The organism is Flavobacterium sp. DSR3-2 (genome assembly GCF_049896525.1).
In the GTDB taxonomy this organism is placed as follows: domain Bacteria; phylum Bacteroidota; class Bacteroidia; order Flavobacteriales; family Flavobacteriaceae; genus Flavobacterium.
This window is the reverse complement of sequence record NZ_JAFCUM010000017.1, coordinates 1-19,059: the sequence shown is the minus strand read 5'-3', so window position 1 is coordinate 19,059 and position 19,059 is coordinate 1. Positions and strand designations below refer to the sequence as shown.

Annotated in this window: 13 protein-coding genes and 1 rRNA gene; 9 read left to right on the top strand and 5 right to left on the bottom strand. The window is 34.5% G+C overall.

The window, feature by feature from the left end; genetic code table 11:
- The first annotated feature begins 110 nt into the window (after nt 1–110).
- On the top strand, nt 111–2,102 hold the full coding sequence (gene uvrB, locus ACP7AV_RS15850; protein WP_426065325.1) for an excinuclease ABC subunit UvrB: 1,992 nt from the start codon (nt 111–113) through the stop codon (nt 2,100–2,102).
- Here the strand turns inward: uvrB and ACP7AV_RS15845 are convergent.
- Nucleotides 2,099–2,500 carry an excinuclease ABC subunit B gene (locus ACP7AV_RS15845; RefSeq protein ID WP_426065324.1) on the bottom strand — a complete coding sequence of 134 codons (402 nt, stop codon included), beginning with the start codon at nt 2,498–2,500 and terminating at the stop codon, nt 2,099–2,101. The genes uvrB and ACP7AV_RS15845 overlap by 4 nt on opposite strands.
- Before the next feature lie 56 nt (nt 2,501–2,556).
- Between ACP7AV_RS15845 and ACP7AV_RS15840 the strand changes: the two genes are divergently transcribed.
- From ACP7AV_RS15840 to ACP7AV_RS15820, 5 genes are all read left to right on the top strand, one after another.
- A complete protein-coding gene (locus ACP7AV_RS15840) occupies nt 2,557–3,378 on the top strand; it encodes an alpha/beta hydrolase (protein WP_426092775.1) in 822 nt (273 codons plus the stop codon).
- 51 nt (nt 3,379–3,429) lie between these two features.
- Complete coding sequence (locus ACP7AV_RS15835) at nt 3,430–4,449, top strand: dipeptide epimerase (RefSeq protein ID WP_426092774.1); 1,020 nt, start codon at nt 3,430–3,432, stop codon at nt 4,447–4,449.
- A 75-nt stretch (nt 4,450–4,524) separates the two neighbouring features.
- The gene (locus ACP7AV_RS15830) at nt 4,525–4,992 is read left to right on the top strand and encodes a DUF1456 family protein (protein WP_426092811.1); all 468 of its coding nucleotides are present in this window, start codon (nt 4,525–4,527) and stop codon (nt 4,990–4,992) included.
- Nucleotides 4,993–4,994: 2 nt separating this feature from the next.
- Nucleotides 4,995–5,651: an oxidoreductase gene (locus tag ACP7AV_RS15825; RefSeq protein ID WP_426092773.1), complete on the top strand. Its 657-nt coding sequence runs from the start codon at nt 4,995–4,997 to the stop codon at nt 5,649–5,651.
- Between the two features lie 77 nt (nt 5,652–5,728).
- Nucleotides 5,729–6,250 (top strand): hypothetical protein, encoded by a 522-nt coding sequence (locus ACP7AV_RS15820; protein ID WP_426092772.1) that lies wholly within the window; start codon nt 5,729–5,731, stop codon nt 6,248–6,250.
- 41 nt (nt 6,251–6,291) lie between these two features.
- On the opposite strand, the gene ACP7AV_RS15815 is transcribed toward ACP7AV_RS15820, so the two are convergent.
- Both ACP7AV_RS15815 and sucC read right to left on the bottom strand, forming a co-directional pair.
- On the bottom strand, nt 6,292–7,860 hold the full coding sequence (locus tag ACP7AV_RS15815) for a protein adenylyltransferase SelO (protein WP_426092810.1): 1,569 nt from the start codon (nt 7,858–7,860) through the stop codon (nt 6,292–6,294).
- 160 nt (nt 7,861–8,020) lie between these two features.
- The gene (gene sucC, locus ACP7AV_RS15810) at nt 8,021–9,214 is read right to left on the bottom strand and encodes an ADP-forming succinate--CoA ligase subunit beta (protein ID WP_091208171.1); all 1,194 of its coding nucleotides are present in this window, start codon (nt 9,212–9,214) and stop codon (nt 8,021–8,023) included.
- A gap of 407 nt (nt 9,215–9,621) precedes the next feature.
- Here sucC and gltB point away from each other — a divergent pair, with 407 nt between their 5' ends.
- The 3 genes from gltB (at nt 9,622) to lysA (ending at nt 16,987) form a co-directional block, all read left to right on the top strand.
- Nucleotides 9,622–14,139, top strand: coding sequence for a glutamate synthase large subunit (gene gltB / locus ACP7AV_RS15805; RefSeq protein WP_426092771.1), 4,518 nt, complete (start codon nt 9,622–9,624; stop codon nt 14,137–14,139).
- A 2-nt stretch (nt 14,140–14,141) separates the two neighbouring features.
- A complete protein-coding gene (locus tag ACP7AV_RS15800) occupies nt 14,142–15,596 on the top strand; it encodes a glutamate synthase subunit beta (protein ID WP_426092770.1) in 1,455 nt (484 codons plus the stop codon).
- Nucleotides 15,597–15,766: 170 nt separating this feature from the next.
- Nucleotides 15,767–16,987 (top strand): diaminopimelate decarboxylase, encoded by a 1,221-nt coding sequence (lysA, locus tag ACP7AV_RS15795; RefSeq protein WP_426065314.1) that lies wholly within the window; start codon nt 15,767–15,769, stop codon nt 16,985–16,987.
- Nucleotides 16,988–17,055: 68 nt separating this feature from the next.
- Here lysA and pafA read toward each other — a convergent pair whose 3' ends face one another.
- Nucleotides 17,056–18,672 (bottom strand): alkaline phosphatase PafA, encoded by a 1,617-nt coding sequence (gene pafA, locus ACP7AV_RS15790; RefSeq protein ID WP_426092769.1) that lies wholly within the window; start codon nt 18,670–18,672, stop codon nt 17,056–17,058.
- 278 nt (nt 18,673–18,950) lie between these two features.
- Nucleotides 18,951–19,059: ribosomal RNA gene (rrf, locus tag ACP7AV_RS15785) — 5S ribosomal RNA — on the bottom strand.

Below are 19,059 nucleotides of genomic sequence, written 5' to 3'. Positions count from 1 at the left end.
AAGGAAAGCCATCAACAAACAGTTGATGGCTTTTTTTTGGCTTAAACTTAGGTAAAAGAAGAATCCAAACGTTGTACCTTTGTTCCTCTTAACCTTTGTTTTTGTTGTAAATGAATTTCCAAGTAGTATCTGATTACCAGCCGAAGGGCGACCAACCTCAAGCGATTGAAAAATTGACTCAGGGGATTATTGATGGTGATAAATTCCAAACACTTTTAGGAGTTACCGGATCCGGAAAAACATTTACCGTTGCTAATGTCATTCAGGAGGTACAAAGACCAACATTAGTTTTAGCACACAATAAAACGTTGGCAGCACAATTATATTCGGAATTCAAACAATTTTTCCCGAATAATGCTGTGGAATACTTCGTTTCTTATTACGATTATTACCAACCCGAAGCTTTTATGCCCGTAACCGGTGTTTTTATTGAGAAAGACTTATCTATCAATGAAGAACTGGAAAAAATGCGAATGTCAACAACTGCTTCGTTGCTATCCGGACGTAGAGATATTTTGGTCGTCGCATCGGTTTCGTGTTTGTACGGTATAGGAAATCCTGTCGAATTTCAGAAAAACTTGATTCCAATTGAGAAAGGACAAATTATTTCTAGAACCAAATTATTGCATCAACTGGTGCAAAGTTTATATTCCAGAACGGAAGCCGATTTTAATCCCGGAAGTTTTAGAATAAAAGGCGATACGGTTGATGTATATCCAAGTTATGCTGATGAAGCTTATCGAATTCATTTTTTTGGTGATGAAATCGAAGAAATTGAAAGTTTCGACACAAAGAATTCTCAAGTAATCGAAAAATTTGAAAAACTGACGATTTATCCCGCTAACATGTTTGTGACGTCTCCAGATGTTTTGCAAAATGCAATTTGGGAAATCCAACAGGATTTAGTAAAACAGGTCGATTATTTTAAAGAAATAGGAAAACATCTTGAAGCAAAACGATTGGAAGAACGCACCAATTTTGATTTGGAAATGATTCGGGAACTTGGCTATTGTTCCGGAATTGAAAATTATTCCCGCTACCTTGATGGTCGTTTACCAGGAACCAGACCTTTCTGTTTATTGGATTATTTTCCAAAAGATTATTTGATGGTTGTAGACGAAAGTCACGTGACACTTTCTCAGGTTAGCGCAATGTATGGCGGAGACAGAAGCCGAAAAGAAAATTTAGTGGAATATGGTTTTAGACTTCCCGCTGCAATGGACAACCGCCCTTTAAAATTTGAAGAGTTTGAAGCGATGCAAAATCAGGTTATTTATGTTTCTGCAACGCCAGCTGATTACGAATTGCAAAAAACGGAGGGAGTTGTTGTCGAACAAGTGATTCGTCCCACAGGATTATTGGATCCCATTATTGAAATTCGACCAAGTTTAAACCAAATTGATGATTTAATTGAAGAAATTCAGGTTAGGGCAGAAATTGACGAACGAGTTTTAGTGACGACTTTAACCAAAAGAATGGCGGAAGAATTGGCCAAATATTTAACCAAGGTCAATATTCGTTGCCGTTACATTCACTCTGAAGTAGACACTTTGGAACGAATAGAAATTATGCAAGATTTGCGAAAAGGAATTTTCGATGTTCTAATAGGTGTAAATTTACTCCGTGAAGGGTTGGATTTACCTGAAGTTTCTTTGGTGGCAATTTTAGATGCAGACAAAGAAGGTTTTTTGCGAAGTCATCGTTCGCTTACGCAAACAATTGGTCGTGCGGCGAGAAACTTGAATGGAAAAGCGATTATGTATGCTGATAAAATTACCAATAGCATGCAAAAAACCATTGACGAAACGAATTATCGTAGAACCAAGCAAATTAATCACAATACTGAAAATAATCTTGTACCGATGGCGTTAAACAAAAAAATTGAAAGCGCCTTTACTAAAAACCCATTAGCTGATTATGAATTAGGCTACACAATAAATACGGCCGCCGAACCCGAAAACTTGTATCTATCCAAAGTAGAGATTGAAAAACGCATACGCGAAAAACGGAAATCAATGGAAAAAGCAGCCAAAGATTTAGACTTCATGCAAGCTGCAAAATTACGTGATGAAATTAAAGCGTTACAAGGACAACTAACTTAATTATGTTGCTCCTGAAAAACATTTAATAAAACTTCGCCATCAATTATAGCGTTTGGTGCTTCATTCATCAACTTAAGAATACGTTTTGTAGCGACAGGATTAAGTCCCATTTCAAGTGCTATTTGTTGGATTGCAACCGATTCTTTTTGGTGTAAAATTCCGTCACTATACATCAACAAAGCCAATCTGTAAAATTGCTGAATACGTAAAAACTCCGATTTAATAGGGATTTGCGGCAGTTCTTGATGAAACAAATCTTTAAAAACATCAATTCCAAATCCCAACTCACTAGCAACAATTGCCAAAAATTCATATTCTCTTTTATGCAAATGTCCGTCGACAGTAGAAAAAGCAATCATCTCCAAAACTAAACTCCTCTTTTCTTCGAATGTATTCATCAAATTATTATTTTTAGCTAAAATATTGTTTTTAAATCAAAACACAAAAACTAAAAATGATTCGACCACAGTTCCTACTCCTGCTCTTCTTTTTTACTATAGCAAATATTGCTGCTCAGGACGCTAAAGAGTCGAAACGAAGTACCGCTTCAAAACAAGTTTCTACCTTCACTATTGAAGCACCACAACTTCAAACCACAAAGAAAATTTGGGTGTATTTACCCGAAAATTATTTAGCGTCCAAAAAGAAATTCTCCGTAATTTACATGCACGACGCTCAAAATTTATTTGATGAAAAAACTTCCTATTCGGGTGAATGGAATGTCGATGAAAAACTGGACAGCTTAAAAGCACAAGTTATTGTAGTAGGAATTGAACACGGAAATGACAAACGAATCGATGAATTAACGCCTTTTAAAAACGAAAAATACGGTGGAGGAAAAGCGGACAGTTATTTAGAATTTATCGTAAAAACATTAAAACCACAAATCGACAAAACGTATCCAACAAAAACCAAAAAGAAAAATACGATTATCATGGGAAGTTCCCTTGGTGGACTTACCTCTTATTATGCCGTTTTAAAATACCCTGAAATATTTGGAAAAGCAGGTGTTTTCTCGCCTTCTTTTTGGTTTGCCAAAGACATTTACAATCTTACTGAAAAATCCGAAAAGATAAAATCTAAAGTCTATTTTCTCTGCGGCGACAGTGAAAGCGACGATATGGTTTCAGATTTGAACAAAATGGAACGTTTGCTAAATTCAAATCGATGTTATTGCCTGAATTTGAATGAAAAGAAAATTGTAAAAGGCGGACAACATAATGAAAAATTATGGCGCGATGGTTTTGTAAAAGCAATTTTATGGCTTGGCTATTAAATGGCATCTTTGAAGAAACTCATTAATTTTTAGTGTAAAAAACAGATTCACATGCAATTAATCCTTAGAGAATACAACCTTAAATTAAAACATACGTTTACAATTTCCAGAAAATCTATAGACTTCCAGCCTTGCTTGATTGTGGAATTCCAAAGTGAAGGTTTTTCAGGTTTTGGCGAAGCAACTTCTAATCCATATTACAAGACAACAGTTCCGATGATGATGCAAGATTTAGAAAAAATTCGCACGGTAATCGGAAACACTACAGATGAAACACCCGAAGAATTTTGGTCAAAAATTCACCCGTATTTAAAAGAAAATATGTTTGCATTATGCGCTTTGGATATGGCATACAATGATTGGTACGCGAGAAAAAAAGGAAAGAAATTGTACGAATTGTGGAATTATAACATTGACAAAAAACCATTAACTGATTATACAATTGGAATTGCTACAATCGAAGAAATGGTAGCAAAAATAAAAGAATTGCCTTGGCCAATTTATAAAATAAAACTGGGAACCAACGAAGATATTGCCATTGTCAAAGAACTTCGAAAACATACGAATGCCACTTTTAGAATTGACGCCAATTGTGGTTGGGGTGTGGAAGAAACCATAAATAATGCTGTTGAGCTGAAAAAATTAGGTGTTGAATTCTTAGAACAACCAATGAATGCCGACAATTGGGAAGGACACAAGGAAGTTTTCAAACATTCTGTTTTACCAATAATTGCTGACGAAAGTTGTATAATTGAGCAAGACGTGGCTAAATGTCACCATCATTTTCATGGAGTGAATGTCAAATTAATGAAATGTGGCGGATTAACTCCCGGAAGACGAATGATTGAAGAAGCCAAGAAATTAGGTTTGAAAACAATGGTGGGTTGTATGACTGAATCGACCGTTGGAATATCTGCAATTGCACATTTATTGCCACAATTGGATTATGTCGATATGGACGGTGCATTGCTTTTAGCTGAAGACATAGCAACTGGTATAACAATAGATTTTGGAAAAATAAGCTATTCTGAAATCAATGGAACCGGTGTAACTTTAATTAAGGACATTTGAAAGTGCTCCAATTCTAAATCTAAAATTGTGCTCTAATTGCTTTTAAACCGTACCTTTGTAAAAAATTAGAATATGATGACAAATAACGATATCTTTAAAAAACTTCGCGTAGCTTTAATGTTACGCGATGATCAAATAGTTGAAATATTAGAATTAGTAGATTTTAGAATCACTAAATCAGAATTGGGTGCTTTTTTCCGTGATGAAAAACATGAAAACTATATGGAATGTGGCGACCAAGTGTTGCGTAACTTCCTAAATGCATTAGTAATTCACTTGCGTGGTACGAAAGAAAATCCAAAAAATCCAAATGATGTTTTGGCCAAACATAAAGCTCAAATTCCTGTAAAGGAAGGAACTTCTGAAAGAGCTGAATTTAAAGCAAAGCCAAGAGACGAGGAGAGATCAAGAGGTGACGAAAGTCCTTCAAAATCGAAACCTGCTGCTAAAAAACCATTCAAAAAACAATTCTCAAAAGTAGCTCCAAAAGTTCAGGTGGTAGAAAAAGTAAAATTCAACTTCGGTAAGAATAAAAAATCATAACTGTGAAAACGGCTTTGATTATTGGAAGCACCGGTTTAATAGGTTCAGAGCTATTAAATTTACTATTAGATAGCAATGATTATCTAAAAGTGATCACTTTTGTAAAAAGAGATACAGGAATAAAGCATCCAAAATTAACGCAACACATCATTGATTTTGACAAGCCCGAAACTTATAAAGATTTAGTTGTTGGTAATGATTTCTTTTGTACGATTGGCACAACAATCAAAAAAGCAGGAAGTAAAGAAGCTTTTAGAAAAGTAGATTTTGGATATCCAAAACAGTTTGCCGCTTTTGCTTTGCAGAATAAAGTCAAAAACTATTTAATTATTTCATCTCTTGGTGCTAATGCAAAATCCGGAAATTTCTATTTGAAAACAAAAGGAGAAATTCAAGATTTTCTTAAAGATTGTGATTTTGAAAGCGTTGATGTATTGCAACCTTCCCTTCTTTTGGGAAACCGAACTGAATTTAGATTAGGAGAAAAAGTAGGTGCTTTTTTTATGAAAACACTTAGCTTCTTATTCGTTGGAAATTTAAAAAAGTACAAACCTATCGAAAGCAAAACGGTAGCCACAGCACTTTTGAAAATAGCTCAAACAAACAATAAAGGATTTAAAATATATGAATCGGATGCGATTCAAGAAATTGCAAACTAATACAATAATAAAATCCTGAATGTGAGTTCAGGATTTTTTGTATATTTATTTATCATTAGTAATTAAATTCTACAAAAATGAAATGCATTCTAACCTTCTCAATATTCTTTTTCACTTCCTTATTTTTTGGACAAAATAATAAAATAGAAGAACCCGCAATGTTTTTTGATTCAATTTTAGTTACGTCGACGACAATGGAACATATTGACCCAAATGAAATTGAATCTGTAAATGTTATCAAAAAGGACACCACTATTAATGGTGTTATGTATTGTGGTCAAATATATATTACTTCCAAAGTTACTAAGAAATATAATTTCATAAGTTTGAAACAAATTAAATCTGAATTTACCAAAATCAAAAGTAACGATGTCATTTTTATGATAAATGGAACATTTATAAAAGACGATATTGAAACTTTCAAATTAGACCGAAACTATATTTTAAAAGTAGAAGTCACTAATTCAGAAGCATTTTACAATTTTAGAAAAAGCAATACCAAATTTGACATAATCAACATCTTAGGAAAAACCAAAGAAAACTTAGAAAATAAAAACAAGATTTTAATAAAAGGTCATCAAGCAATTGGTATTAAGTAGATTCTATATTTAATGTAATTTAATCGTGTTTATATTCTCTTTTAAGAACTACAACTCAACATCGAACATCCTACTTTATCTCTGGCCCAATCGGGTCTTTTGGCAAACCATTTCTGGGAATTTGGTTGTTCATCGTACGGATTTTTAAGCATTTCAAATAATTCTTTTAGCAAAGCATAGTCACCCTTATCTGCGTCATCAATACACAATTGTGCCATATAATTTCGCAGTACATATTTTGGATTCACTTGATTCATTTGCTTTTTTCTTTCAACATCCGAAAGTGTTTCTTCATTGATTCGAATGCTGTACATCTCAAACCAATCGTGCCAATCTTTCAAGATTGTTTCATCTAAAGCTTTTTCATTGTAAAAGGCGTCTTTTATGGTATTCAAAGCTGTTATTGCAGTATCAGCTTTAATAACATTACTTAGATTTCTAAAGAAAATCGTCATATCGGTTTCTACCTTTTCAAGTAATTGAGTTAAACTCTGAATCAAAACTACATCTTGTTCTTTTTTGATTTGGAAACCGAGTTTATTTTGCACCATATTCAAATACTCCTTTTCGTAATCAGTACTGTAAGCATTCAAAATAGTTTCCAGTGGTTTTGCATCTTTTATCAAAGGATACAAAGAATTGGCCAATTGATACAAATTCCATAACGCAATTTCTGGTTGGTTGCCAAAACGGTATCTTTTATGTTGGTTATCCGTTGTATTAGGCGTCCAAGTGGAATTGTAGTCTTCTAACCAACCGTAAGGTCCGTAATCAATGGTGATGCCGTGAATTGACATATTATCCGTATTCATAACTCCATGAACAAAACCAACGCGTTGCCAGTGTACAATCATGCTCAGCGTAGTTTGAGTAACTTCTTTAAAAAAAGCAAGATATCTTTCGACACCCTCTTTTTTAATATGAGGAAAATGATGTTTGATGGTGAAATCTGTCAATAATTTGAGATTTACATGGTCTTCTCTGGAAGCAAATAATTCAAAACTACCAAAACGAATAAATGATGGAGCCACTCTACAAACGATAGCACCTTTTTCGTAGGCAGGATTTCCATTATATAAAACATCTCGCAATACCTGATCGCCAGAAAGCATTAGCGAAAGCGACCGTGTTGAGGGAACACCCAAATAATGCATCGCTTCGGCACACAAATATTCTCGTATGGAAGAACGCAAAACGGCGAAACCATCGGCGGTTCTGGAATATGGTGTTGGCCCTGCTCCTTTTAGCTGTAGAGTGTATGTACTATTTTCATGAACTACTTCAGTAAGATTAATGGCACGACCATCTCCTAATTGTCCTGCCCAATTCCCAAATTGATGTCCCGCATAACTCAAAGCATACGGTTTGCTGCCCGGATAAATGGTACTTCCTGAAAAAGTATTTAAAAAATCAGCTGAAAGTATATCTTCCTGAGAGAGACCAATAGCATTTGCTACTTCAATTGAAGTATGAATCAGCGAAGGATTTGAAGGTTTTTTGGGTAACACGTAAGAATAACAAGCTTGATGAACCTGTCTTGGAACATTGATTTGATTGGGATCAGCAGGTAATTCGGCAGTAAAACTATTTTGTATCTGGAGTTTCATAATTACTAAAAAACATTAAAAACAAAGATAATTGTTGTAAAGCAGAAAACTTTGCATTTTCAATTATTATTATGATTTGTTCTCCTTAAAAACTTGTAATCATCCAAAAAAAAATCCCGTTTGCTGAAGCAAACAGGATTTTAAATTTATAACTATTTTCTAATTATGAAAGCGCTGCTTTAACTTGATCAGCTGCTTCTTGGAATTCAACAGCAGATAAAATTGGCATTCCTGAATTATCAATTAATTCTTTTGCGATCGCTGCATTTGTACCTTGCAAACGAACAATGATTGGCACTTTAATTGCATCACCCATATTTTTGTAAGCATCAACAACTCCTTGCGCCACACGGTCACAACGAACGATTCCACCAAAAATATTAATCAAAATAGCTTTTACGTTTTGATCTTTTAAGATAATACGGAAAGCAGTTTCAACACGTTTTGCATCAGCAGTTCCACCTACGTCAAGAAAGTTAGCAGGCTCAAAACCAGCATATTTGATCAAATCCATAGTTGCCATTGCTAAACCCGCTCCGTTCACCATACATCCTACTGTACCGTCAAGATCTACATAGTTTAACCCTACTTCTTTTGCTTCCACTTCGATTGGATTTTCCTCACGAATGTCACGCATATCAGCATATTTCTTTTGTCTGTATAAAGCATTATCATCGATATTTACTTTAGCATCTACAGCCATAATTTTATTGTCAGATGTTTTTAAAACCGGGTTGATTTCAAACATCGAAGCATCAGATCCAATATAAGCATTGTATAAAGAATCGATGAATTTTACCATTTCTTTGAAAGCGTTTCCAGAAAGGCCTAAGTTAAAAGCAATTCTTCTTGCTTGAAAACCTTGCAATCCAACAGAAGGGTCAATTTCTTCAGTAAAAATTAAATGAGGAGTGTGTTCCGCAACTTCTTCAATATCCATTCCACCTTCAGTAGAATACATAATCATATTTCTACCTGTAGCTCTGTTCAATAAAACAGAAACGTAAAACTCCGACGTTTCACTTTCACCAGGATAATATACATCTTCAGCGATTAAAACTTTGTGTACTTTTTTACCTTCAGCTGAAGTTTGAGGTGTAATCAATTGCATTCCGATGATTTGCTCTGAAATCTCTTCAACTTGTTGTAAATTTTTGGCAAGTTTTACTCCACCACCTTTTCCACGTCCACCTGCATGAACTTGGGCTTTTACAACATACCAACTTGTACCAGTTTCGGCAGTTAATTGTTTTGCAGCAGCAACCGCTTCTACAGGGCTATTAGCAACTATTCCGCGTTGAATGCGAACTCCGTAGCTAGCTAAAATCTCTTTTCCTTGATATTCGTGTATGTTCATAATATAGAATTTGTCTGGCTTCTGAATTTCTTTCAGAATAAAAGTGCCACAAAAATAGCAAAATTAAACTTAACTGTTATTTTTTTTTTAATTAAATGTAGCTCTAAATCTAGATAACAGAAAGAAAGACAAAGCCACTGTTAAAATAAAAAAAATATAAAAATTAACTACAAATTTGTTATAAATAATCACGATAAATGATTGGCAAAATATTTCTTTCAAAATCACCGCTTTAATCAGTATTTTTTTATTTCCATTTTATCGAAAAATCAAATCGGATGTGTTTAAATATCATTATTGAGATTTATTCAACCTTTTTCTGTTAGAACTGTAAAAACAAGCCTTTTTTAACCTTTACACCTCTTATATGTTACTAAATCTTTAATTTTGTAGAAAAAAATTTAAGCATGAGAGTTAAAGAACAAGGCCTTTATTTGCCCGAATTTGAACACGACAATTGCGGTGCTGGATTCATTTGTAATTTAAATGGAATTAAGTCAAATGATATTATACACAAAGCACTTGATATATTAATCAAATTAGAACACCGGGGCGCTGTAAGTTCAGATGGCAGAACTGGAGATGGAGCAGGAATATTGTTTGATATCCCACATGATTTTTTTAAGAAAATTTGCGAATTTGATCTCCCGGAAACTAAGGAATATGCCGTGGGAATGGTTTTTATGCCTAAAAGTAAAAATCAAGTTGTTTTTTGTAAAACTACTTTTGAAACTTCGATACGCGGTCAAAATCTAGAAATATTAGGATGGAGAGACGTTCCTGTTGACGCATCAAATTTAGGACGTATTGCCGGCGAGAAAGAACCAACCGTTAAACAAGTATTTGTTGGTAAAAATGGATTAGACCTTACGGAACAACAATTTAATGCTAAGTTATTTGCAGCAAGAAAAATAGCGGAACATGCGATTCGAAATTCAAGAATTTCAGAAAGTCACATGTTTTATTTTTCCAGTTTTTCAACCACTACCATAATATATAAAGGTTTGTTGATGCCTGAAGATATCAGCAGATATTACACGGATTTATTAGATGATGACTTAGTAACTCGATTAGCCTTAGTTCACCAACGTTTTTCCACCAACACATTTCCTTCATGGGAATTGGCTCAGCCCTTCCGATATATGTGTCATAATGGAGAAATAAATACGCTTCGTGGTAACATTAGCCGCATGCGGGCCCGTGAAGAACTAATGAAAAGTGATGTTTTTGGTGATGACATCAAAAAATTATTCCCAATTATTTTAGAAGGAAAATCAGATTCGGCTTCTATGGATATGGTAATCGAACTGTTATTGATGACGGGACGTTCTTTGCCGGAAGCGATGATGATGGTTGTCCCTGAAGCTTGGGAAAAACACCAAACTATGTCAGCCGACAAAAAAGCATTCTACGAGTACAACGCTTGCATCATGGAACCTTGGGATGGTCCAGCTTCTATTCCTTTTACTGATGGTAACGTTATTGGTGCTTTATTAGATAGAAATGGATTGCGTCCTTCACGATATACATTGACTAAAAGTGGTTTCGTAATTATGTCTTCAGAGATTGGAGTTCTTGACATCAAACCCGAAGATGTGATTCAACACGGTCGTTTAGAACCGGGAAAAATGTTTTTAGTTGACATGAACGAAAGTCGAATTATTGAAGATGAAGAGATCAAAAATGCAATTGTTACCAAACGTCCTTACAAACAATGGTTGGATGAAAATTTGGTACAATTGGCTCAAATACCATATACTGACAATCCAATTCCAGTAGAAAACATAGATTTTGAAACAAGACAAAGACTTTTTGGCTACACGTTAGAGGATTTAAAAACAATCATAAACCCAATGGGAACTCAAGGTGCAGAAGCATTAAGTTCTATGGGAAATGATACTCCGTTAGCGGTTTTGTCAGATCAGCCACAGCTGTTATACAACTATTTTAAACAATTATTTGCTCAGGTTACCAATCCACCGTTGGATGGTATTCGTGAAGAAATAATTACTGATATCAGTTTAGCGATTGGTGGCGATTATAATATTTTTGATATTGTTCCAAAACATTGTAAGAAACTAAAAATTCAAAATCCAGTTATTTCGAACGAGGATTTAGATAAAGTAAAAAACATTGATCATGCTGATTTCAAATCAGTAACGATCGCTACTTTATACGATAACGAAAAAGGGGTAAATGGTCTAGAACGCGCTTTGGAAAGAGCGGTTCAAGCAACTTTTAAAGCGGTTTCAGAAGGCTGTAATATTGTGATTCTTTCAGATAGAGGAGTTAGTGAAAAAATGGCTCCAATACCGATGCTGTTGGCGTGTTCTTACATTCATCATTCGCTTAACATTCTAAAAGTTCGTTCTAAATTTGGAATCATTATTGAATCCGCAGAACCTCGCGAACCACATCATTTTGCCCTATTATTTGGTTATGGAGCCAGCGCAATTAATCCTTACATGGTGAATGAAATTATTCATGACCAAGTTATCCAAGGTTTTATTACTAATATAAAAGCGGATTATGCTATTAAAAATTACAATAAAGCTATTGCAAAGGGGATTCTGAAAATCATGAATAAAATTGGCATCTCTACTTTACATTCTTACAGAGCGGCACAGATTTTTGAAATTTTAGGATTAAATAAAACATTTACTTCAAAATATTTCCCTTATACTCCTTCCAGAATTGAAGGAATAGGCCTGATGGAAGTCGAAAAAGAAATCAAAAAAAGATACCAAAAAGCATTTCCAAATTCAAAAGTCAGCAATTTATTGCCTTTAGAAATTGGAGGAATTTACAGGTGGAGAAGATCAGGAGAAAAACACATGTTTAATCCAACAACTATTTCTAAACTACAACAAGCAGTACGTTTAAATAGTCCTGAAAGCTACAAGGAATATGCTAAAATGGTCAATGACCAAAGCGAAAACTTGATGACAATTAGAGGCTTATTTGAATTCAATAATTTGGATCCAATTTCTATTGACGAAGTGGAACCTTGGACAGAAATTGTAAAAAAATTCAAAACTGGCGCAATGTCATACGGATCTATCAGTCAGGAAGCTCATGAAAATTTGGCAATTGCCATGAATAGAATTGGCGGAAAAAGTAATTCTGGTGAAGGTGGAGAAGATCCTAAACGTTTCCAAAAAGACTTAAATGGAGATTCCAGAAATAGTGCTATTAAGCAAGTAGCTTCCGGAAGATTTGGAGTGTCTATTAACTACTTAACAAATGCCAAAGAGATTCAGATAAAAATGGCTCAAGGCGCAAAACCCGGAGAAGGTGGACAATTACCAGCTGAAAAAGTAGTGCCTTGGATTGCTGAAGTCAGAAATTCAACGCCTTATGTTGGATTAATCTCTCCGCCGCCTCACCACGATATTTATTCTATTGAAGATTTATCACAGTTGATTTTTGATTTAAAAAATGCCAATCGTGAAGCTAGAATTAATGTAAAATTAGTTTCTGAAGTGGGCGTTGGAACAATCGCTGCTGGTGTTGCTAAAGCAAAAGCCGATGTAATCTTGATTTCTGGATACGACGGAGGAACCGGAGCCGCTCCACTAACATCATTACAACATACTGGAATTCCTTGGGAACTTGGTTTAGCCGAAGCGCAACAAACATTAATACTAAATGATTTAAGAAGTCGTGTAGTTTTAGAATGTGACGGGCAATTGAAAACAGGACGTGATGTAGCCATTGCTGCATTACTTGGCGCTGAAGAATTTGGTTTTGCAACTGCTCCTTTAGTTGCATCGGGTTGTATTATGATGAGAGCGTGTCACTTAAATACTTGTCCGGTAGGAATTGCTACACAGGATCCGGAACTGAGAAAAAATTTCAAAGGAACGCCAGAACACATTATTAACTTCATGTATTTTATTGCTGAGGAGTTGAGGGAAATCATGGCACAATTAGGATATAGAACATTAAAAGAAATGGTGGGACAATCGCAAAAATTGAATGTCAATAAAGCCATTAAGCATTATAAAGCAAGTGGATTAGATTTATCTACAATTTTATATAAACCAGAAAAAGCGAAAGTAGTACCAAATCACAATACTACAGAACAAGACCATGCTTTAGAACATGTGCTTGATTTTGATATTATAAAAGCCGCTATTCCTTCTATTTATCGAAAAGAAAGAACCAGAGTTACTTTTAAAATTAAAAATACGGATCGTTCCGTTGGAGCTATATTGAGTAATGAGATTTCTAAAATATATGGCGCACAAGGTTTGCCTGAAGACACAATATTAGTTGATTTTGAAGGATCAGCCGGACAAAGTTTTGGTGCTTTTGCAACCAATGGTTTATCATTCAAAATTCATGGAAACTGTAATGATTATTTAGGAAAAGGCCTTTCTGGAGCTAAATTAATTATCAAAGTCCCACCATCTGCCACTTTCAAACCAGAAGAAAATATTATCATTGGTAACGTTGCACTTTATGGAGCTATTACTGGTGAGGCATACATAAATGGTATGGCAGGAGAACGTTTTTGTGTTAGAAATTCTGGAGCAACAGCAGTTGTAGAAGGAATTGGAGATCACGGATGCGAATACATGACTGGAGGAACTGTTGTAGTTCTAGGAAAAACAGGCAGAAATTTTGCTGCAGGAATGAGTGGTGGTATTGCTTATGTTTTTGATCCAAATAAAAAATTCGACGCTACCTTATGTAATATGGAAATGGTCGCTTTTGAAATATTCGAAGAAGATGACTTTATTAAACTGAGACGTTTGATAAAAAATCATTCTATGTATACCAATAGCCCTTTGGCAAAAAGGATTTTAGAAGATTGGGAAAATCAAAGCAACCATTTTGTCAAGGTAATGCCTACTGATTACAAAAAAGCATTGCAACGATTAGCCGAAGAAAAACAAATTGAAGAACTACTAGCACTATAGTTATGGGAAAGATAGGAGGATTTAAAGAATATACTAGAACCGACGAAAGCAATGTTGCTGTTCTAGAAAGAGTATCAAATTATAATGAATTTAAAATTCCATTAACCAATGATAAAATCAAAGAACAAGGATCTAGATGCATGGATTGTGGTATTCCATTTTGTCACAGTGCTTGTCCATTAGGGAATTTAATACCTGATTTTAATGATATGGTGCATCAGGAAGAATGGGAAAGTGCATTAAAAATATTGCAATCAACCAATAACTTTCCGGAATTTACAGGCCGTTTATGCCCTGCTCCATGTGAAAAATCATGTGTGTTAGGAATTATCAGCGAGCCAATAGCTATCGAAAATATCGAAAAAAATATTATCGAAAGAGGCTTTGCTGAAGGTTGGATAAAACCACAACAGCCCGAAGTTAGAACAGGAAAAACAGTAGCTGTAATAGGCTCTGGTCCTGCTGGATTAGCGGCGGCACAACAAATAAATCGAGCAGGACATACCGTTACGGTTTTTGAAAGAGACAATGCAATAGGAGGTTTATTACGTTATGGAATTCCAAATTTCAAACTAGAAAAAGGGATTATTGACAGACGCGTTAAAGTACTGGAAGCCGAAGGAATTACTTTTAAAACAAATATAAATGTTGGCGTAAATTATAGTGTTGAAGAATTAAATTCTTTTGATTCAATCGTATTATGCGGTGGTGCAACCGAAAGAAGAAGTTTACCTACTAAAGGAATAGAAAGTAAAGGAGTTATTCAAGCAATGACTTTCTTGACGCAACAAACGAAATCACTATATGGTGAGGTAATCCCTGATCAAATAAACGCTGCCGGTAAAGATGTGATCGTTATTGGTGGTGGAGATACTGGTTCAGATTGCGTTGGAACATCAAACAGACACGGAGCTAAATCAGTTACTAATTTTGAGATTTTACCAAAACCACCAGGTGGAAGAAGTGAAACGACACCTTGGCCGTTTTGGCCATTGCAATTAAAAACTTCCTCTTCACATGAAGAGGGTTGTAATAGAAACTGGTTAATCAACACCAAAGAATTCATTTCTAATGAAAAAGGGGAACTTGTAGGTTTAAAAACCGTTGAAGTGGCTTGGAAAATGACATCTGGACAAAGACCTGAATTGATAGAAAAAGAAGGTTCGGAAAAAATATGGCCTTGTGATTTAGCTCTGTTAGCACTGGGATTTACTGGTCCTGAAAAAACATTAAGTGATCAATTAGGATTAGAAATTGATATGAGAAGCAATTATAAAGCGAACAATTATCAAACGAATGTTCCCCATATATTTACTGCAGGTGACATGCGAAGAGGACAATCATTAATTGTTTGGGCAATATCTGAAGGTCGTGAAGCTGCCAGAGAAGTCGATAAATACTTGATGGGTTATACCAATTTACCGACCAAAGGAGATGGCGATTTACCCAACTTATAGTTCTAAATGATATTTTATAACCCTTGATAGAAAAATTTGTCAAGGGTTATTTTTTTATAGAATTTCAAACATATGTTTAATTTATAACTTTTTGTTATAATTTGTTAGAATTCCAATATTAGCTTGTGGAACTAAATAAAGAGTAATAAATTTGCTCAAAATTAATAATCATGCAATCAAAAGACTTAGTACAATTAGCAGAACAATTTGGCAGTCCATTATACGTTTACGATGCCGAGAAAATACAATCTCAATATAACAGATTATCAAAAGCTTTTTCTAAGGTTAATAAGTTGCGCATTAATTACGCGATGAAGGCATTGTCTAATGTTGCGATCCTCCAATTGTTGAAAGAAATGGGGTCTGGTTTAGATACCGTTTCCATTCAGGAAGTATTATTAGGACTTCATGCCGGCTATGAGCCAGAAAAAATATTTTACACTCCAAATGGTGTTTCTCTTGAAGAAATTGAAGAAGTTAACGCTATGGGAGTTCAAATAAACATTGACAACTTATCCATATTAGAACAGTTCGGAACAAAATATCCAAGTGTTCCTGTTTGCATTAGAATAAATCCACATGTAATGGCAGGTGGAAATGCTAATATATCTGTTGGTCATATTGATAGTAAATTTGGGATTTCTGTTCACCAATTACCTCATTTAGTTCGCATTGTTGAAAATACAAAAATGAATATTGTAGGGATACACATGCATACTGGTTCTGATATTCTTGACATCGAAGTGTTTTTATATGCTGCAGAAATATTATTCGACGCTGCAAAAAACTTTAAAAATCTAGAATTTTTAGACTTCGGAAGTGGATTTAAAGTGCCTTATAAAAAAGACGATATCGAGACGGACATTGAAGAGTTAGGTAAAAAATTATCAAAAAGATTCAATGCCTTTTGTACCGAATATGGAAAAGAATTAACCTTGATATTTGAACCTGGTAAATTTCTAGTAAGTGAAGCTGGTTTCTTTTTGGCTAAAGTTAATGTCGTTAAACAAACTACTTCTACGGTTTTTGCAGGAATAGATAGCGGTTTTAATCATTTGATTAGACCAATGTTTTACGGTTCACAACATCATATTGAAAATATTTCACACCCGAAAGGGAAAGAACGTTTCTACTCCGTTGTTGGATATATTTGTGAGACAGATACTTTTGCTAATAACAGAAAAATTGCAGAAATAAAAGAAGGTGATATTTTATCTTTTAGAAATGCGGGAGCGTATTGTTTCTCTATGGCTTCAAACTACAACTCAAGATACAAACCAGCCGAAGTATTATGGATGAACGGCGAAGGGCATCTAATCAGAGCACATGAAACCTTTGAAGATTTACTTAAAAATCAAATTCCATTACCTGCAGCAATGGCCACAGTTTAAAATACAAATCCCGCCTCACTTTTAATGAGACGGGATTTTTTTTGTTCAAAAATAAATAAGACCAATTTTTATTTTTTATCTAAAAGAGTTTCTAACACTTCGGATTCAGTCCCATTTGGAAATGGAATTTTCAACATTTGTGAAAGCGTTGGTGCAATTTGGGTAATGTATTTTTTAGCGTGCAATTCTCCTTTTGGAACTTGCCATCCATAAAAAAGTAAAGGCACATGAGTATCATAACTATTAGGTGAACCATGTGTAGTTCCTGTAGCTTGATATTGCATATAACCTGCTTTATCAAGTATAACAATATCGCCATTTTGTTTAGGATCATAACCCTTAGAAATGAAACTTAAAAAATAATCATCTCCTGATGACGCTAAAATTTCCTCTTCAGTGAACACTCTTTTAACTTGTTCTTGTGTCATCAAAAAGTCCTTAAAACTTTGTTTCACTTTCACCAATTCTAATCCTTTCTGTTTGATAATTTCTTTATTGAAAAAAAGATTAAAGTTAGAATAATCTAATATCAAATCTGAACCAAAGGTTTCATTTGAATGTTTTTTTAATGCTTCAACAATGTCTTTCGCAGGAATATTTTTTACATTGTATTTGTTATCTTTTAAATAATTAGGATTCTCAGCTCCAGCGTGATCAGCAGTCAGAAAAAGCAAGTAATTATCTTTTCCAACGGTTTTGTCTAAATAGTTTAAAAACTGAGCAATGGTTTGATCTAAACGCAAATAAGTGTCTTGTAACTCTATAGAACGCGGTCCAAAAGTATGTCCTACATAATCCGTTGAAGAAAAACTAACCGTCAAAAAATCTGTGATATCATCTTTCCCTAATTCTTCTTTTTCTATAGCTTTCATCGCTAACTCTGCCAAAATATCATTACCAAAAGGTGTAGTTCTCAAAACATCTGCTCCTTTTTCTTTATACATCTTACTTAAATCATATGGAAAAACAGGTGCATTAGCTTTATCTAATTTACCTTCATACGGATTGTCATCAGCAAGACTTTCATTGTAAGTGTCTATCGGCTTCAATAAATTCCATCCTTTGTTAATGTAATTCATATATCGCTTATCTTGGTTAAATTCAGTTAACCAATTAGGCAGTGCTGAACCATAAAAAGTACTTGAAATAAAAGCTCCTGTTTTACTATACCAAAATGCCCAATTAGCAAAATGACCCGCTGGCAATATAGCACCACGATCTTTTATACTCATACCAATTACCTTACCTTTAAAATTTGTAGCCATTCGCAACTCATCAGTAATTGTGGTACTTAATAAATTTTTAGGAGACATTGCCCCCTCTTTTTCTGTACCGTTACCTAGTATTGAAACAGATGCATCATCCGTACAATACATATCTTTTCCTATAGCTTTATTGAACCAATCATTTCCAACTATTCCATGTGTAGATGGCGTAGTACCAGTATAAATACTAGCATGGCCAGGAGCTGTATAAGTTGGTACATAATTATAATGCATATTGTGAAAAGTATATCCATTATTCATTAATCTTTTAAAACCATTTGCAGAAAAATCATCCGAGAAACGATATAGATATTCCATTTTCATTTGGTCTACGACAATACCTACCACCAATTTAGGTCGTTGTTGAGCTTGCAAGTTTAGAGAAACAATAAGTACCAAAAACAAAATAATTCTTTTCATATTATATTTTTATATTTTAAACAAAAATACGACATAAAGTTTGTACAAACTCTCCACGATCACGAAAGGACAATAAATTAACCTATTCTTAAACTCCATTAACTTGAAATATCAATAATGTTAGCATTCACAAAAAAATCCTCATCATTTGAATGATGAGGATTTAATACATTCCGAATTTTATTCAGTTAAAAAAAGGCGCCAAACCGCATCGTTATTTAACAGCTTCGGATGCCTATAAAACAAAAAACCCCGTTCATCAGAACGAGGTTTTCAAAGAAAGGCGACGACATACTCTCCCACATAACTGCAGTACCATCTGCGCAGGCGGGCTTAACTACTCTGTTCGGGAAGGGAAGAGGTGAGCCCCGCCGCAATAACCACCTT

What these genes read in the sequence shown, in the direction of transcription:
- uvrB (WP_426065325.1), top strand. Translation starts at nt 111, where the DNA reads ATGAATTTCCAAGTAGTATCTGATTACCAGCCGAAGGGCGACCAACCT.
- ACP7AV_RS15845 (WP_426065324.1), bottom strand. Translation starts at nt 2,500, where the DNA reads ATGAATACATTCGAAGAAAAGAGGAGTTTAGTTTTGGAGATGATTGCT.
- ACP7AV_RS15840 (WP_426092775.1), top strand. Translation starts at nt 2,557, where the DNA reads ATGATTCGACCACAGTTCCTACTCCTGCTCTTCTTTTTTACTATAGCA.
- ACP7AV_RS15835 (WP_426092774.1), top strand. Translation starts at nt 3,430, where the DNA reads ATGCAATTAATCCTTAGAGAATACAACCTTAAATTAAAACATACGTTT.
- ACP7AV_RS15830 (WP_426092811.1), top strand. Translation starts at nt 4,525, where the DNA reads ATGACAAATAACGATATCTTTAAAAAACTTCGCGTAGCTTTAATGTTA.
- ACP7AV_RS15820 (WP_426092772.1), top strand. Translation starts at nt 5,729, where the DNA reads ATGAAATGCATTCTAACCTTCTCAATATTCTTTTTCACTTCCTTATTT.
- sucC (WP_091208171.1), bottom strand. Translation starts at nt 9,214, where the DNA reads ATGAACATACACGAATATCAAGGAAAAGAGATTTTAGCTAGCTACGGA.
- gltB (WP_426092771.1), top strand. Translation starts at nt 9,622, where the DNA reads ATGAGAGTTAAAGAACAAGGCCTTTATTTGCCCGAATTTGAACACGAC.
- ACP7AV_RS15800 (WP_426092770.1), top strand. Translation starts at nt 14,142, where the DNA reads ATGGGAAAGATAGGAGGATTTAAAGAATATACTAGAACCGACGAAAGC.
- lysA (WP_426065314.1), top strand. Translation starts at nt 15,767, where the DNA reads ATGCAATCAAAAGACTTAGTACAATTAGCAGAACAATTTGGCAGTCCA.
- pafA (WP_426092769.1), bottom strand. Translation starts at nt 18,672, where the DNA reads ATGAAAAGAATTATTTTGTTTTTGGTACTTATTGTTTCTCTAAACTTG.